This window comes from Psychrobacillus sp. FSL K6-2836, from assembly GCF_038003085.1.
Classification (GTDB): domain Bacteria; phylum Bacillota; class Bacilli; order Bacillales_A; family Planococcaceae; genus Psychrobacillus.
Window position 1 is genome coordinate 3,384,035 of the sequence record NZ_JBBOOM010000001.1, and the last position, 17,180, is coordinate 3,401,214.

Annotated in this window: 18 protein-coding genes; 17 read left to right on the forward strand and 1 reads right to left on the reverse strand. The window is 38.0% G+C overall.

The genetic code is table 11. The features are described from left to right. Nucleotides 1-38 precede the first annotated feature (38 nt). A complete protein-coding gene (locus MKY37_RS16275) occupies nt 39-1,142 on the forward strand; it encodes a DUF4097 family beta strand repeat-containing protein (RefSeq protein WP_340778714.1) in 1,104 nt (367 codons plus the stop codon). 720 nt (nt 1,143-1,862) lie between these two features. Here the strand turns inward: MKY37_RS16275 and MKY37_RS16280 are convergent. Next, nucleotides 1,863-2,414 (reverse strand): N-acetylmuramoyl-L-alanine amidase family protein, encoded by a 552-nt coding sequence (locus MKY37_RS16280; protein WP_340778715.1) that lies wholly within the window; start codon nt 2,412-2,414, stop codon nt 1,863-1,865. A 123-nt stretch (nt 2,415-2,537) separates the two neighbouring features. On the opposite strand from MKY37_RS16280, the gene hprK reads away from it, so the two are divergent. From hprK to MKY37_RS16360, 16 genes are all read left to right on the forward strand, one after another. Then, nucleotides 2,538-3,473, forward strand: coding sequence for an HPr(Ser) kinase/phosphatase (hprK, locus tag MKY37_RS16285; RefSeq protein WP_340778716.1), 936 nt, complete (start codon nt 2,538-2,540; stop codon nt 3,471-3,473). Nucleotides 3,474-3,496: 23 nt separating this feature from the next. Next, complete coding sequence (lgt, locus tag MKY37_RS16290) at nt 3,497-4,306, forward strand: prolipoprotein diacylglyceryl transferase (protein ID WP_340778718.1); 810 nt, start codon at nt 3,497-3,499, stop codon at nt 4,304-4,306. Nucleotides 4,307-4,321: 15 nt separating this feature from the next. Further along, nucleotides 4,322-5,260, forward strand: a complete 939-nt coding sequence (locus MKY37_RS16295; RefSeq protein ID WP_340778719.1) for a nucleoside recognition domain-containing protein — start codon at nt 4,322-4,324, stop codon at nt 5,258-5,260. Continuing rightward, nucleotides 5,257-5,907: a pyrophosphatase PpaX gene (gene ppaX / locus MKY37_RS16300; RefSeq protein WP_340778720.1), complete on the forward strand. Its 651-nt coding sequence runs from the start codon at nt 5,257-5,259 to the stop codon at nt 5,905-5,907. The genes MKY37_RS16295 and ppaX overlap by 4 nt, the downstream gene beginning before the upstream one ends. Beyond that, a complete protein-coding gene (locus MKY37_RS16305) occupies nt 5,904-6,413 on the forward strand; it encodes an acyltransferase (RefSeq protein ID WP_340778721.1) in 510 nt (169 codons plus the stop codon). Before ppaX ends, MKY37_RS16305 begins: the two co-directional genes overlap by 4 nt. A gap of 472 nt (nt 6,414-6,885) precedes the next feature. After that, a complete protein-coding gene (locus tag MKY37_RS16310) occupies nt 6,886-8,064 on the forward strand; it encodes an ATP phosphoribosyltransferase regulatory subunit (RefSeq protein ID WP_340778722.1) in 1,179 nt (392 codons plus the stop codon). Then, nucleotides 8,057-8,686, forward strand: a complete 630-nt coding sequence (gene hisG, locus MKY37_RS16315) for an ATP phosphoribosyltransferase (protein WP_340778724.1) — start codon at nt 8,057-8,059, stop codon at nt 8,684-8,686. The genes MKY37_RS16310 and hisG overlap by 8 nt, the downstream gene beginning before the upstream one ends. An 8-nt stretch (nt 8,687-8,694) precedes the next feature. After that, nucleotides 8,695-9,978, forward strand: a complete 1,284-nt coding sequence (hisD, locus tag MKY37_RS16320; protein ID WP_340778725.1) for a histidinol dehydrogenase — start codon at nt 8,695-8,697, stop codon at nt 9,976-9,978. Next, the gene (gene hisB, locus MKY37_RS16325) at nt 9,975-10,571 is read left to right on the forward strand and encodes an imidazoleglycerol-phosphate dehydratase HisB (protein ID WP_340778726.1); all 597 of its coding nucleotides are present in this window, start codon (nt 9,975-9,977) and stop codon (nt 10,569-10,571) included. Before hisD ends, hisB begins: the two co-directional genes overlap by 4 nt. A 15-nt stretch (nt 10,572-10,586) precedes the next feature. Beyond that, a complete protein-coding gene (hisA, locus tag MKY37_RS16330) occupies nt 10,587-11,327 on the forward strand; it encodes a 1-(5-phosphoribosyl)-5-[(5-phosphoribosylamino)methylideneamino]imidazole-4-carboxamide isomerase (RefSeq protein WP_340778727.1) in 741 nt (246 codons plus the stop codon). Nucleotides 11,328-11,374: 47 nt separating this feature from the next. Continuing rightward, the gene (gene hisIE / locus MKY37_RS16335) at nt 11,375-12,001 is read left to right on the forward strand and encodes a bifunctional phosphoribosyl-AMP cyclohydrolase/phosphoribosyl-ATP diphosphatase HisIE (protein WP_340778728.1); all 627 of its coding nucleotides are present in this window, start codon (nt 11,375-11,377) and stop codon (nt 11,999-12,001) included. A 74-nt stretch (nt 12,002-12,075) separates the two neighbouring features. Beyond that, entirely contained in the window at nt 12,076-13,605 is a 1,530-nt protein-coding gene (locus MKY37_RS16340; protein ID WP_340778729.1) for a tetratricopeptide repeat protein, read from the forward strand. Nucleotides 13,606-13,674: 69 nt separating this feature from the next. Then, complete coding sequence (gene trxB / locus MKY37_RS16345; protein ID WP_340778730.1) at nt 13,675-14,625, forward strand: thioredoxin-disulfide reductase; 951 nt, start codon at nt 13,675-13,677, stop codon at nt 14,623-14,625. 198 nt (nt 14,626-14,823) lie between these two features. After that, nucleotides 14,824-15,294: an NUDIX hydrolase gene (locus MKY37_RS16350; protein WP_340778732.1), complete on the forward strand. Its 471-nt coding sequence runs from the start codon at nt 14,824-14,826 to the stop codon at nt 15,292-15,294. Nucleotides 15,295-15,297: 3 nt separating this feature from the next. Continuing rightward, on the forward strand, nt 15,298-16,182 hold the full coding sequence (rapZ, locus tag MKY37_RS16355; protein WP_340778733.1) for an RNase adapter RapZ: 885 nt from the start codon (nt 15,298-15,300) through the stop codon (nt 16,180-16,182). 4 nt (nt 16,183-16,186) lie between these two features. Continuing rightward, nucleotides 16,187-17,158 (forward strand): gluconeogenesis factor YvcK family protein, encoded by a 972-nt coding sequence (locus MKY37_RS16360; protein WP_340778734.1) that lies wholly within the window; start codon nt 16,187-16,189, stop codon nt 17,156-17,158. Nucleotides 17,159-17,180 lie beyond the last annotated feature (22 nt).

Below are 17,180 nucleotides of genomic sequence, written 5' to 3' on the forward strand. Positions count from 1 at the left end.
ATGATTTATATTCTAAATTCATGAGGAGGCCTTTCACTATGCAAGAGGAACGAAAACGTATTTTAGATATGGTTGAAAATGGCACGATTACTGCACAAGAAGCATTGGCATTACTTGAAGAACTTGGAAAACAAACAACACCTGCCACACCGTTTATCCCTGAGGAGAAAGAATATACAAAGTCACAAAACAAAAATACCGATTTTGTGGAAGATTTGAAGCGCGATTTCACCGTAATGGGTGAACGATTTATGCAGTTTATGCAAGGAACTGTGGACAAAATGAAGGATTTCGATATGCCATTTGGAGATCCAGTTGTTTTTGAAGAACAATTCGTCAAAGAGGATGCAAATTTTACAGATATCTCTATTAATATTGCGAATGGTAAAGTTGAAATTCAACCCACGGAAGAACAGCATGCACGTGCTACTGTTAAAGTGAAATCCTTTAAAAATTCAACAGAAGAGGAAGCGAAGAAACGTTTCCATGAAGAGTTTATTTTCACAACAGAAGGAAACAAATTACGTGTGTATAGCGATATGAAAACTACTTCTGTTCAAGTAACGTTATATGTACCAAACAAAGAATATAATAATATTTCTGCACGTTTGTTCAATGGTGAGTTCTCAGCTAAAAATGTAGAGGCAAACTCATTTAAAATCAAAACAACTAATGGAAAAGTAGAATTAGATGAATTGAAGTTTGAAAGAGCTGATATAGAAACGGTTAATGGATCGGTTCAAGTTCAGCGTGTTGAAGGAGAAACGATTGAAGTAGAAACGATGAATGGTCGTATTTATGTAGATGGTAAGCTCAAAGAAATAGAAGGTTCATCGGTGAGTGGACATGTTATTTTAACAACAAAAGATAAAAACGCTCGTAAAATAGAAGGCACAGCGGTGGCTGGAACGGTTGAACTGTATATTCCAAAGGATGTATCGATAAAAGGGGAGGCTACTTCCCAAATTGGTAAAATAGATGTTCAATTGGCTGATGTTACTCACCTAAACCAATCTGAGCAACTGCTAAACAAAAAAGTAGGGTTCACGAAAATAGTGGATTCAGAAGCTGCACCTTTACGTGTACACGGTGATGCAAAAACAGGATCTGTTGTTGTCCGTTATACAGTAGAAGGAGAATAAATAAAGAATGGAGCGGGATATTATTCCCCTCCATTTTTTTATTTTGAAGAATAAGTTATATAAAAAATCGATACTACTGATTTCCGTTTCAGGTGGACGCGTTCCGCGGGCACGACTTCAATCTCCTCGTCACTACGAAAACATATGCTCCTGCGGTTACTCGTCGCAAAGACATCGGTCAAACAAAGTTTGGCCAATGTCTTTCCTGCGGGGCTTTCAGCACGTGCTATTTCCACTGGAGTCGCCACCGTTCACTCCAATCAATATAATGTGTAGCATTCAACTATAAGATATAGCATAGCCTATCGCTTAGATGATAAAAGTTGTCAAAGTTAATATAGTTATAAAACGGTCTGTTAAATATGGGCACTATTCTGTAAATAAGGATGAAGGAAGTAGATTTTCTTTTATACTAGTGGAAGTATAGAGAAATAGTAGTGTTTACCAAATAAAGAAGCGAAATAGCGAACGAAATTGTATCTTCGAGAGCTTGCTCATTGAATAGGATATTATCTTTTCTCTAGTTATCCAAAAAATGCACTAACCTGTTTCTAATAGTAGTAGGAGGGCGACGGACAGATAAATGCCATAAGATTACCGAAAAAAGTGAGTATTGGTAATCTTATGGCAAAACGTTTGTCCAAAGCCCTTCGAAAACGATAGAAATAGGTTTGGGTCTTAAAAGGACTAGACATCTTTTTCCGGGTTTTCTTAGCAAGTTTAACGCTTCTGGTCTATCCAACATAGAATTGCAAAGGCGATGGCTTTTGCGCAGCGCATTCTGTACTCTGTTGATTGCAATAAAATTGCTTCATATTTGTTCGTCATAAATCCACATTCCACTAGCACAGCTGGCATCCTAGTGTCTCTAACAACTGCAAAATCAGCTTTCTTCACTCCTCGACTCGATCTTCCTGTAATAGAGCATAGAGAGTTTTGGATAAGTGTTGCGAGAATAATTGATAGATCGGAAGGTTTTGTATAAGTAAAAGTTTCGATTCCGCTAGCACTATTCCACGTTGTACCAAAAGCATTGGCATGGATAGAGATAAGTGCGTCAACTCCCATTTTGTTAGCTAAAGTTGTTCTTTCTTTAAGAGGAACATCCCTCTCTCTGTCATGACTATTCATAACGATTACTCCAAAAGCAGTCAGTTCCTTTTTTACAAATTGCGCGACCGCCTCATTAAATTCAAATTCTTTCATTTTCCCATCTGGTGTTCTTTTACCACTAGTATTAGGTCCATGGCCTGCATCAAGCATAATTTTCATCGGAAAAACCTCCTTTCTTCTTTTAAATAGAAGAAGAAAAGATAAATGGATACAATTTAAGTAGACAATCATGATAATATAAGTACTAGGTTTACAAATGTAGGACGAAGGGAGTTTAGGGGTATGTCACATGTCACGACGAAGGACATAAAAGAACATTTGAATCTTACACTAGTAAGTGGGGAAGAAGGCATTGGGCGTCATATTTCCGTGAGTGATATTTCTAGACCAGGAATTGAAATCGCAGGATATTTTACACATTATCCTTCAAACCGGATACAGCTTTTAGGTAAGACGGAAATTTCTTTTTTTGATTTATTACAGCCGAAAGAAAAAAGTGAACGTATGAGAAAGCTTTGTGCACAGGATACACCTGTCATAATTGTTTCACACGGAATGGAAGTACCGAAAGAATTAATCACTGCCTCCAATGAAAACTCAGTTCCTGTATTAACGACTAGCTTGCCTACTACCAGATTTTCAAGTATGCTTACAAACTTTTTAGAAAGTAGGCTAGCACCCTCTACTGCTGTACATGGCGTACTTGTAGATATTTATGGGGTTGGTGTGCTGATCACTGGGAAAAGCGGAGTCGGGAAAAGTGAGACTGCATTAGAGCTAGTGAAACGAGGTCATCGTTTAGTAGCGGATGATTGTGTAGAAATTAGGCAAGAGGGCGAGGATACGTTGGTAGGTAGTGCGCCACAGCTAATCGAGCATCTCTTAGAAATTCGTGGGTTAGGTATTATCGATATAATGACACTGTTTGGGGCAAGTGCCATTCGAAGCTATAAACGTATAACGCTTGTAATCGAATTAGAGATTTGGGATGAGAAAAAGACTTATGACCGTCTAGGTCTCGAAGAAGAGAAAATGGAAATTATTAATACAGCAATTACGAAACTGACTGTTCCGGTTCGACCAGGTCGAAATATAGCGGTAATTATTGAAGTGGCTGCAATGAATCATCGATTAAAAAAAATGGGTGTAAATGCTGCGGAAGATTTCGCTAAACGTTTAAATGATGTTATAGAACAAAATACAGAAGTAGATTATTAATAGATGTCTGAAGGGAGTTACATATGAGTTTATTACAAATTATTGATCCGGTAGCATTTTCTCTAGGACCGTTAGAGGTACGTTGGTATGGAGTAATAATTGCCCTCGGAATAGTATTAGCATTTTTCGTTGCGCAAAAAGAAATGGTGAAGCGAGGATTTCATCCAGATTATTTGACGGATTTACTTATTTGGGCAGTTCCGATCGCTATTATTAGTGCTCGTATTTACTATGTTATTTTTAAATGGGATTTTTATAGTCAAAACCCAGGCAAAATTATTGAAATTTGGAATGGCGGAATAGCAATTCATGGGGCATTGATTGGGTCGTTTATAACGGCTTATATTTTCACTAAAAAACGTGGCTCCTCTTTCTGGAAAGTTGCTGATATAGTAGCACCGAGTATTTTAATAGGACAGACTATTGGGCGATGGGGAAATTTCATCAACCAAGAAGCGCATGGTGGAGAAGTAGCTAGATCTTTCTTAGAAAATTTGATGCTTCCAAATTGGATTATCGAACAAATGTATATAGATGGAAAGTATTATCACCCAACATTTTTATATGAATCTGTTTGGAACCTAATGGGAGTTGTTATATTAATACTCCTTCGCAAAGTGAATTTACGTCGAGGGGAAATGGTGTTATTTTACGCGGCATGGTATTCTATTGGACGATTTTTCATCGAAGGAATGCGTACAGACAGCCTCTATTTAATAGGTGAATTGAGAACTGCACAAGTCGTATCGATTGTGACAGTTATAGTTGCAATTATTTTATTTGTATATAGAAGAAAGACAGTAAAACCTGTCGTTCACTATCAGGATAAGTAAGAAAGCTGGGATAAGATGGGAACGTTGAAAAATGGGCTGCTTGCTGGTCTTAAAACAACATGGACATTAAGTAAAGTAATTTTCCCAATTACATTAATCGTAGTAATTTTGCAGCATACGCCTGTTTTGCCTTGGATTATTGACCTCATATCACCGTTTATGGGGCTATTAGGTCTTCGCGGGGAGGCGGCAATTCCTTTAGTGTTGGGAAATGCATTAAATTTATATGCAGGGATAGCAGGAATACTATCTTTGGAATTGACTGTGAAGGAAGTCTTTATATTAGCGACGATGCTATCCTTTTCACATAATATTTTCATTGAAACTGGAGTGGCCCTTCGAGTTGGTGTGAAATTGTGGATTGTATTGGTTGTTCGCTTTGGTTTGGCTATTCTGTCCGCGGTCGTTATTAACCTAGTGTGGCAAGGCGGCGGAGAGATAGCGAAATATGGTGCACTACAAGTAAGTCAACAAGTCCCAGATGGATGGGGAGAAATTATATTGTTTGGCTTACAAAAGGCGACGTTTGGCGTTGGACAATTAGCGCTAATCGTCATACCATTGATGGTTATTATCCAGTTTTTAAAGGATCGGAATTATTTACAAAAGTTTTCAGAAAAGCTAGCTCCCTTTACGAGAGTTATTGGAATACAACCAAATGCTTCCCTAACTCTTGTGGCTGGGCTTGTGATTGGACTTGCATATGGAGCAGGGGTAATGATTCAAGCGGTGCAAGAGGATGGAGTAAGTAAAAAGGATGCGACGCTAGCCTTTATATTCTTAGTGGCATGTCATGCAGTAGTCGAAGATACATTAATCTTTATACCATTAGGAATCCCAATCTGGCCATTATTATTAATCCGATTGCTAACTGCTTTCGTATTAACGATAGTAGTTGCTTATGTTTGGAGGAAAGCAGAGCAAAGTAAACATAAGGAAGTGGTAATCCCGTGAAAAACTATAAAGCATTACTCTTTGATCTAGATGGAACATTATTAGATACGAACGAACTAATTATTGAATCTTTTTTACATGTGTTAGGCGAAACATTTCCGGGGAAATATAGTCGGGAGACTGTCTTACCGTTTTTAGGACCACCATTATTTGAAACATTTGATGCGATAGACCCAACTTTAACAGAGACTTTAATTGCTACCTATCATAAATGGAATCTGGAACGACATGACCAAATGGTAGCTCCATTTGATGGAGTCGTAGAAACATTACGACAACTAAAAAAAGAAGGCTATAAACTGGCGATTGTTTCTACTAAAAGGCGGGAAATGATCGATAGAGGTCTACAAATAATGGAATGTGAAACGTTATTTGATACAATTGTTGGTTTTGACGATGTTACATATACAAAGCCTAATCCTGAGCCTATTCAAATAGCATTACAAAGAATTGGGGCTAATAAGGAAGAGGCGCTTATGATTGGCGACAATTTTCATGATATCGTAGGTGGGCAAAGAGCTGGAGTTGATACAGCTGCTGTAGCGTGGTCCATCAAAGGAGAAGCATTTTTAGCGACTTATAATCCTACTTATATGCTACATCAAATGAGTGACTTACTTGATATAGCAAAAGAGCAGCGTGTATGAGGAGAACAGAACGATATCCTGTAAAAGGGGCAAACTCGCTTTGGCATGTGTATGATACTGTTCCATTTTGGAAAGTTATGAAGAACTTTATCTTTATTCAAGCCGCTAGATATTCCCCTTTTTTAAGCTGGAAGAACTTTTTCTATCGTGTCTTTCTGAAAATGGAAGTTGGAAAAGAAACGTCTTTTGCCTTAATGGTAATGGTTGATGTTATGTTCCCAGAGCGCATTAAAGTTGGCGATAATTCCATTATTGGATACAACACGACGATTCTTGCGCATGAATATTTGATCGATGAATATAGAATTGGTGATGTGATTATTGGCAATCGAGTATTGATCGGAGCAAATACGACTATCTTGCCAGGTATTACGATTGGTGATGACGCCATTGTTTCTGCGGCAACACTCGTCAATGCAGACGTTCCCGAAGGATGCTTCGTTGGCGGAAACCCAATGCGCATTATTTATACGAAGGAACAAATGCTAGAACGAAATAAAAACTAATGAAAAGCTATTCTACTTAGTGTTGAACTAAGAAGGATAGCTTTTTTGATGAATTAATGATTATAGAAATCGTCCAACTGAAACGCGATCAATAGTCGACCTTGCGATAGCACAATTCATATTGCGATTAGTAAAGCTGAACTTGTGATTTGGGGCGACTAACTTGCGATTCGTAAAAATTCGGTAGTGATCTTGCGATTTACACGATTTATCTTGCATTTGAGGCATCGACCTTGCGATTCGGGGAGACTATCTTGCGATTCAGCAAATCCCAGTAGTGACCTTGCGATTTACACGATTTATATTGCGATTAGTGAAGTTGACCTTGCGATTTGGGGCGACTAACTTGCGATTCGGAAAAATCTTATAGGAACTGAAAGATAAGTTGACGAAAAGGATAAAATAGTATAAAATTCTATTAATTCATCTTATTAGTTCTCTAGTGTGTTAAAGTAATGTGAGGGGTGTTCAAATGAGCAAAATTCAGATGTTCGAAAAGCCTCTAGGAATGAGAGACTCTTTTCCAGAAGTAAACGAACAAAAAGAATATATACGATCGACAGCAAGAGACTTTATACGAAGAAAAGGGTACGACTTTATAAAAACACCTTCCGTGGAGTATTTTGAAACAATCGGAAAGGCTTCTGCTATTGATGAGTCTTCGTTGTTTAAACTAGTAGACAATCAAGGTGAAATGCTTGTTTTACGTCCTGATATGACGACACCGATTGCTAGAATAGCAGCTTCCAAGCTATTAAAGGAAAAAAATCCATTACGTTTAGCGTACTATGCAGATGTATTTCGTGCACAACAGCGAGAGGGAGGAAGACCAGCAGAGTTTGAGCAGCTAGGACTGGAACTTGTTGGAGATTTTAGTCCATATGCAGACAGTGAAATAATCTATACTGCGATAGAACTACTGAAGGCTTTAGGGGTAGAAAACTTCCGAATTACTATAGGACATGCCGAAATCTTAACTGCTTTTTTAGGAAACTACACAAATAGCACAGATCAAGTTGAAATGCTGAGACAACTATTAGTAGAGAAAAATTTAGTAGGTTTCTCACAAAAGTTAGAAAGCATGAATTTACTCAAAGAACAAAAAGAAAATCTTATGAAAATAATAGATTATACAATAGACTCCAATGTATTTACGGATTTCCGTCAGTTTCTTAATGACGATCAGCAATATTTGATCGATCAGGTTGAGGAACTTCAAGAATTACTAGAATTCCAATTGAATGACTTTTCAATTGTATCGTTTGATTTTTCTTTAGCGAGTCATATGAGCTATTACACAGGCATGCTATTTGAAATTCACGCCGCTGGAAGTGGTTTCTCCATTGGAAATGGTGGCCGATATGATGAGTTGTTCAAACAGTTCGATGAAAAGGTTGGAGCTACAGGATTTGGTATCCGTGTAGATCGCCTGCTGGAGGTTTTACCGAAGCGAATAATGAAAGAGAAGCATACACTTCTTTTATTTGATAAAGGGTCTTTTTCTAAAGCAAATGTATTAGCGGAAGCTAGAAGAAATGCATCCGAATATGTGACGCTACAATACGCGGAGAGTGTAAATGATATTGAAGCGTTTAAACAAATTTTCGATGAAGTGATTATCGTGTCCGAAGGTGGTTTTTTCCGTGAATGAGTTAACAATTGCAATGCCAAAAGGGCGGATATTTGAAGAAGCATATAAACTATTTGTAGAAGCAGGATTTAACTTGCCTAAAGAGATTAGTGATTCGAGAAAGTTAATCGTCGAAGCTCCTGATGAACGCATACAATTCATATTGGCGAAACCGATGGATGTACCTGTATATGTTGAACATGGCGTAGCAGACATCGGTATTGCGGGGAAGGATGTTTTATTGGAGCAGCAGCGAGATGTCCATGAGCTATTGGATTTACATATTAGTAATTGTTATATAGCAACTGCCGGTCTTCCGAACACGACGATGAATGAGATTGCTCCCCGTGTCGCAACAAAGTATCCGAGAATTGCAACAAACTTCTATAAGGAAAAAGGAGAGCAAGTAGAAATCATTGAGTTGAATGGTTCAATTGAGCTAGCACCAATGATTGGTCTTGCTGATCGCATTGTCGATATTGTTTCCACTGGACAGACGCTTAAGGAAAATGGCTTAGTTGAATTTGAAAAAATCGTTTCTATCTCCTCTCGATTGATCGTCAATCCTGTAAGCTATCGAGTGAAAAGTGAACGGATCAATGTTTTTGTTGCCCAATTAAAAAATGAATTGAACAAAAGGTAGGGAATCCTATGAGAATAGAAAAGCTTACAGATACAATTTCATTAATGCGTTCAGTTGAACAAGCAAATGCAGATTATTTAACGACTGTACGTGAGGTAATAGATGATGTACGGCAGAACGGCGATCAAGCCATTTTTCGTTATACAGAAAAATGGGATGGTGCAAAACTTGCTTCACTCAAAGTATCCAAAGAAGAAATGGATGAAGCATACGCTAATTTTGATAGACAATTGGTAGATGACTTGGAAGAGGCGGCAGCTAATATTCGAGCGTTTCATACGGCGCAAGTTCGCGGTCAAATCGACTTTCCATTAGCTAAAAACTCTTATATTCAATATAAAATTTCACCCTTAGATGCAGTAGGCTTATACGTTCCAGGTGGAACTGCAGCTTATCCTTCTTCGGTGTTAATGAATGCAATACCTGCAATAGTAGCTGGAGTAGAGAGAGTGGTCATCGTATCACCTCCATCTGTGGATGGAAAGCTACCTGATTCTGTATTAGTAGCAGCACGAATAGCCGGTGTTACGGAAATATATAAGGTTGGTGGAGCTCAAGCTATAGCGGCTCTTGCTTACGGTACTGAAACGATCAAGGCGGTAGATAAGATTACTGGTCCGGGGAATAGTTTTGTAGCACTAGCTAAAAGAGAGGTGTTTGGTAAGGTCGCTATCGATATGATTGCTGGTCCTAGTGAAATAGCAATTATTGCAGATGATACTGCCTATGCTGATGAAGTAGCAGCAGATCTTTTAGCTCAAGCAGAGCATGACCGATTTGCAAGTTCTGTGTTAATCACAACAAGCACATCCCTTGCCGAACAAGTGTCAATAGAAGTAGAAAAACAATTAAAGCTTCTTCCTAGAGAAGAAATTGCTCGCGCTTCTATTGAGAACTTTGGATGTATTTACATAGCTGAATCTATGGAACAAGCAGTAGCAGCAGTGAATGAGCTAGCACCGGAACATTTGGAAATTATTACGGAGCAGCCAGATGAGTTGAGTAAAAAGATAAAGCATGCAGGAGCTATTTTCTTAGGGAGATTCAGTAGTGAACCAATAGGCGATTATTTTGCTGGTACGAATCATGTGCTGCCGACAAATAGTACAGCAAGATTCTCAAGTGGATTATGTATTGACGATTTCGTGAAGAAAACAAGCGTTGTATTCTATTCAGAAGAAATGTGGGAGGAGCAATATCCTAAAATTGCCCGCTTAGCTAGATTAGAGAAATTAGAAGGACATGCTAGATCTGTGGAGTCAAGAAGCTGGAATAAGGAGGATTCAAAATGATAAGTAAAAGAGTGGCGAAAATAGAAAGAATGACGAACGAAACAAAGGTATGGGTTGAAATTGATTTAGATGGAGAAGGAAAAGCGGAAATAGATACAGGTGTCCCATTTATGGATCATATGCTCGATCTATTTACAAAGCATGGTTTATTTGATGCTTCTATTAAAGCTAAAGGAGATACATATATCGATGATCATCATACGACAGAGGATATCGGTATCGTCCTTGGGCAGGCTGTGAAAGAAGCATTGGGAGACAAGAAAGGTATTAAGCGCTACGGAAATGCATTTGTTCCAATGGATGATGCATTAGCACAAGTAGTCATTGATATTTCCAATCGTCCGCATTTAGAATTTCGTGCACAGTTTCCGACCCAAAAAGTCGGTAATTTTGATACAGAGCTTGTACATGAGTTTCTATGGAAATTCGCATTGGAGGCACGTATGAATGTCCACGTAATCGTTCATTATGGCGCAAATACACATCATATGATTGAAGCGATTTTCAAAGCGCTAGCTCGTGCAATTGATGATGCTATTACAAAAGACGATCGCGTGAAGGGTGTTCCTTCTACAAAAGGTCTACTTACATAACAAGGAGAGAATAATATGACTTCGATTCAAGTTTACCCTGCAATTGATATGAAAAGCGGGAAATGTGTACGCCTATATCAAGGGGATTATGAGCAAGAAACCGTTTATGGGGATTCTCCCTTCGCTATGGCAAAAAAATTTGCAGATGAAGGCGCGAACTGGATTCATCTAGTAGATTTAGATGGGGCAAAAGATGGCGAGAAAATTCATGCAGATGAAGTTATACGAATTTCAAAAGAGCTTCCGGTTAGTGTGCAAATTGGTGGGGGAATTCGAACAAAGGATGACGTTCAATATTATCTAAATAACGGTGTAAATCGTGTAATTATAGGAAGTCTTGCTATTTCACAACCTGACTTAGTAGTAGAGTTATTGGAAGAATTCGGCGGTGATAGAATTGTCATCGGACTAGATGCAAAGGATGGAATGGTGGCTACACATGGCTGGATAGAAACCTCCACGCAATCTGCTGTTGAAGTAGGACAATATTTTGCTTCTAAAGGCGCTAAGCACATTATCTTTACGGATATTGCAACAGATGGAACGCTTCAAGGACCAAATTTAGTGGCAAATAAAGAACTTGCAGAAAAAACTGGACTATCGATTATTGTATCAGGTGGAATTAGTTCCCTAGAAGATATTGCAGCAGTAGCAAAATTAGCACAAACTACGTCAGTTGCTGGCGTTATTACAGGTAAAGCATTGTACAATGAACGGTTTACACTAACTGAAGCGCTACAAGAAGCGGCAAAATAAGTAAACAAACATTCGGTTATATAGAATGAAAAAGGAGTGGAACTATCATGTCTAATTTAACATATGATGAAAAAGGCTTAATACCTGTAATCGTACAACATGCAATTACAAGAGAAGTGTTAACACTTGCATACATGAACGAGGAAGCTTATGCAAAAACAGTAGAAACAGAAGAAACTTGGTTTTTTAGTCGTAGCAGACAGGAACTTTGGCATAAGGGAGAAACTTCAGGGAATACTCAAAAAGTAGTTTCTATTAAGGCAGACTGCGATTCGGATGCATTAGTAGTAGAAGTACTACCAAATGGACCGGCATGCCACACGGGAGAAGATACATGCTTCCATAATACATTAGAAAAAATGGATGATACGGTAGGCTACAATACGATTACCTCTCTTATCAATGTTATTGAAGAAAGACAACAATCTATGCCTGAAGGTGCGTATACGACGTATTTATTTGAAAAAGGTGTCGATAAAATTTGTAAAAAAGTAGGAGAAGAAGCATCCGAAGTTATTATCGCTTCCAAAAACAATGATGGGGAAGAGCTGAAATGGGAAGCAGCAGATCTTCTATATCATTTGTTAGTTCTTCTGCAAAACCAACAGGTTAGTTTCTATGACTTACTACAAGTATTACAGAAAAGACATGAAGCCAAAGCAGATAAAAATTAAATATATGTGATATACTGAAGGATATACTAATAAGGGACGTTTATTTAACGTTCCTTATTATTTTTCGGAGGATTATGTTGAATAAAAAAAGTAAAAAAGTTCTAAGAGAAAATATCATTTCGTTTTTACCTACGGGTGAATACTACTATAAAAAAGCATTAGATGAACTACAAAAAGATCAATATGAAAAAGCACATAAATATTTAAAACGAGCAGCAGAACTAAGTCCCAATGATCCCATGATATTACTACAATATGCGATATTACAAATGGAGATAGATAATTTTGAACTAGCCCATGAGCTTTTGAGAAGTGCCCATGCAATTGACCAAAACGAATCAGAAATTGTTTTCTTTTTGGCGGAGGTAAATGCCCATCTTGGTAACTTTGTAGAGGCCAATAAATTCGCTCAGATGTATTTGGAAATGGATATTCAAGGGGAATACACGGAAGAGGCAATGGAGATTGTAGACTTCACGGAGCAAGAGGATGTAGTGTCACTTCAGGTAGATACGCCATCTGGTGAAGCGCTCTTTTTACAAGAAAAATCGAGACGTTTGATGGAGCAAGGTAAGTTTGCAGAGGCAGTAGAGTTATTAGAATCCATCGTGGTGGATCATCCAGATTTTTGGGCAGCATTTAATAATCTGGCGCTTGCTTATTTTTATATTGGCGAAGAGGAACAAGCAAAGGCGTTACTACATGATGTACTCAATGAAAATAGAGGTAATATCCACGCGCTATGTAATTTAGCTGTGATTCATTATTATGAAAAAAATGAAGAAGAGCTGGAAGAAATCGTAGAATTACTAGCTAAGATAAACCCTTACTTTGTAGAACATCGCTATAAGTTAGGTGCGACATTTGCGTTAATAGGCAAATATGAACAAGCATTTAAGTGGCTAAGAAGTTTACAGCGAAAAGGTTTTGAAGGAGATCCAGGATTTTATTTCTGGCTGTCACATTCAGCTTATTTTTCTGGACATGAAGAGGTTGCCAAAAATGCTTGGAAGGCATTATTGAAACTGGATCCTGAAAAAGCTGGATTTGAACCTTGGTTACCTGTAAAAAGCGAAAATGATGATGCCGCATCTAAAATTCAAAAGGAATATATTTTGGAAAAGCTAGAGCATAAGCATGTGAGTGAACGTATTTATGGGTTTTATTTGTTAGGAAAATCTAAGCATCGTCAAGAAATAATCTCACATCCAAAATGGATAGTAGTGGACGATTTAACAACGATGGAGAAATTATTCCTAGCTAATTCTTTAGGTCATGATTTTGATGAGAAATCTCCCGCTGAGAAAGCTTTTTTACGTGCAATTGCAGCGACAGATCTATTATATGATAAGTATAAGCCGTTAGAGCATGAAGATACGTTTCTATTTCAAATGTGGTTTGTATTAGTGGAACGCGCATTAGAGAAAGCCTATGGTTTCAAAAATCCACGTGCCTTAGCAGCAGCAACGGAGTATATGTATGAATCGTCCCGTTCTAAAAATGTAACAAAAAAATATTATGCTGAGCAATATGGCATTACAACGAATACATTGACTAAGTATATAAACGAACTTATGCAATTTTTGCCTCTTTTCGATGCCTAGGCAAAAAAGTTGAAGCGTTTCAAAAAATCCTATAGATTGAGGATAGTAGCAACGTAGGAGGAATTTAAAATGACTGAAGATAAAATTTATGATGTAATAATAATTGGTGCTGGACCTGCAGGCATGACAGCTGCAGTATATACATCACGTGCAAACCTATCCACATTAATGATTGAACGCGGAATTCCAGGTGGGCAAATGGCGAACACGGAGGAAGTGGAAAACTATCCTGGATTTGAAATGATCTTAGGACCAGAGCTTTCGACTAAAATGTTCGAGCATGCCAAAAAGTTCGGTGCTGAATACGCATATGGCGATGTTTCAGAAATTGTAGATGGTGAAGATTACAAAACAGTTAAAGTTAGTGGGAAAGAATATAAAGCATTAGCTGTTATTATTTCTTCTGGCGCAGAGTATAAAAAAATGGGTATTCCGGGCGAAACAGAGCTTGGAGGACGCGGAGTTAGTTACTGTGCAGTCTGTGATGGAGCATTCTTTAAACAGAAAAACCTTGTAGTTGTAGGTGGGGGAGACTCTGCTGTTGAAGAAGGTGCGTTCTTAACTAAATTTGCAAACAAAGTAACTATTGTACATCGTCGTGATGAGCTACGTGCACAAAAAATTCTTCAAGATCGTGCGTTTGCAAATGAAAAAATTGATTTTATTTGGAGTACAACATTAAAAGAGATTCATGGAAAGGATGGTAAAGTAGCAAGTGTTACTTTAGTGTCTACCGTGGACGGAACCGAAAGAGAATTTGAAACAGACGGTGTATTTGTATATGTAGGGATGCTTCCTTTAACAAAACCTTTCGGGAATTTAGGGATTTTAAATGACAATGGATACATTGTCACAAACGAGAAAATGGAAACAACTGTACCTGGGATATTCGGCGCAGGTGACGTTCGTGAGAAAATGCTTCGTCAAATTGTCACAGCTACAGGAGACGGAAGTATTGCTGCACAAGCTGCGCAACACTATATTGAAAATTTGAAAGACAAAACAATTTCAAACGCTTAATTTAATTTTATCTTAATCGGATTGTAATAGTCTTGAAATAAATAAAGTGTATAGTAAAGAATATAAATTGACCCCCTTTTTATATAAGAAACATTTGGACAGGCTGTTTCGCGATTTTAATCGTGGAGCAGCCTCTTTTTGTGAAAATTAATGTATAATATAGTTTATTAACACATGATAGATGTGGAGTGAAGATTTGTGCAAAGAATAGCAAACCTACTCGTATGTAAAGACGACAAAGTACTACTATTAAAAAAGCCAAGAAGAAATTGGTATGTGGCACCAGGCGGTAAAATGGAGATAGGCGAATCTATTTTAGTTTCTGCAGTAAGAGAATTTACAGAAGAAACGAATTCAGTTCCTATACAACCACATTTAAAAGGGATCTATACAATGGTCATTGAGGAAGATGGTGAGCGTATAGATGAATGGATGTTATTCACCTTTGTCGCTAAAGACATAGAAGGAATACCTTACGAGGAAACAACGGAAGGTATATTAGAATGGCATTCAGTTGAGGCCTTACATCATCTCCCTATGGCAGAAGGTGACCGAACAAATCTGTTATTTGCAGTTCAAGAAAAAGGAATGCAATATGGAACATTTGTATATACACCTGATTTTTCACTTATAAAGGAAACGATTCAACAATCAACGGAGGGAGAATGAGCAATGGATAGTCTTCAAAAGCACGAAACGGAAGTTGTAATTATTACAGGAATGTCGGGTGCTGGAAAGACTGTGGCTATCCAAAGTTTTGAGGACCTTGGCTATTATTGCATTGATAATCTACCGCCAGAGCTACTCAGTACGTTCATCAAACTAATGATAGATTCGAATAAACAACCTCGAAATATTGCGGTTGTGATGGATTTACGCGGTGGGGAAATGTTCAACTGCTTAGCGGATTCAGTTAATGACTTAGAAGCGGCAACTACTGTTACGCCAAAATTACTATTTTTGGATGCTGGCGACGAGGTATTAGTAAGACGGTACAAGGAAACACGTCGTTCCCATCCACTCGCTAACTCTGGTTTGCCTCTCGAAGGTATAAAAAAAGAAAGACAAATGCTTTCTGATTTAAAGGGGAGAGCACAATATATTTATAATACTTCTAAGATGAAACCTCGAGAGCTAAGAGAGAAAATACAAGAAGAGTTTTCTTCTAAAGGCAGTCAAGTATTTACTGTAAACGTCATGTCCTTCGGATTTAAACATGGTATACCGATAGATGCTGATTTAGTATTTGATGTGCGCTTTCTTCCTAATCCATATTATATAGAAGAGCTACGTTTGAAATCAGGGCTAAACGAAGAGGTATCCAGCTATGTTTTAAAATGGGGAGACACTAAAACATTAATCGAGAAGCTAACGGATTTGTTCCATTTCATGATTCCTCAATATAAAAGAGAAGGCAAAACCCAACTAGTAATTGCATTTGGATGTACCGGAGGGCAGCATCGCTCTGTTACGTTAGCAGAATACTTTGGGAAGTCATTGAAAGCAGACGACAAAACCATTATTACGCATCGCGATGTTGTCATTAGAAAGGAATGAAGGAATGGAACCTACAAAACACCGTAAAAAACTAGTTATACTCGGTGGAGGTACGGGTCTGTCTACGTTACTTCGTGGCTTAAAGAAGTTTCCACTAGATATTACGGCAATCGTAACAGTCGCAGATGACGGAGGAAGCTCAGGAAGACTACGTGACGAATATGACATACCACCTCCAGGAGATGTGCGAAATGTGCTAGCGGCCCTTTCAGAAGTAGAGCCCTTAGTGGAGGAAATGTTTCAGTATAGATTTTCTCAATCAGCTGAATTGGAAGGGCATTCATTAGGTAATTTGATGTTAGCCGCATTAACATCCATAACAGGTGATTTTGCGCATGCTATAACTGAAATGAGTCGAGTATTGAATATTCGGGGGAAAGTGTTACCTGCAGCCAATCAAATAGTAACATTACACGCAATATTTGAAGATCAAACAACCATTAAGGGAGAATCTAAAATCCCGTGCTATGGCAAAAAAATCGAAAAAGTGTTTATTACTCCTCCAGACGTAAAACCGTTGCCAGAAGCTATTAATGTCATTCGACAGGCTGATGTTATCGTTATTGGTCCAGGAAGTTTATATACGAGTATTTTGCCAAATCTATTAGTGCAAGATATACAAAAAGCAATTAGACAATCCAAAGCGAAGAAAGTATATATTTGTAATTTAATGACACAGGCCGGTGAGACAGGGAATTATTCTGCATATGATCATGTAAATGCATTAATCGATCATGTTGGAGAGAACTTCTTGGATGCCGTGTTAATAAGTAAGGAAGAAATTCCTGAAAATGTGAGATATTTATATAAACAAGAGCAGGCATCCCCTGTTAAAATAGATATTGACCAATTAGAAAAATTGAATATCGACATAGTAAAAAAAGACATTTCAGTCGTTCATGACGGTGCTGTTCGTCATGATGCCACAGAAGTAGCGAAATGGCTTGTAGAATACGCAGACGGGTTAAAAGTTTAACCGTCGAGGAGAAAGGGGGAAA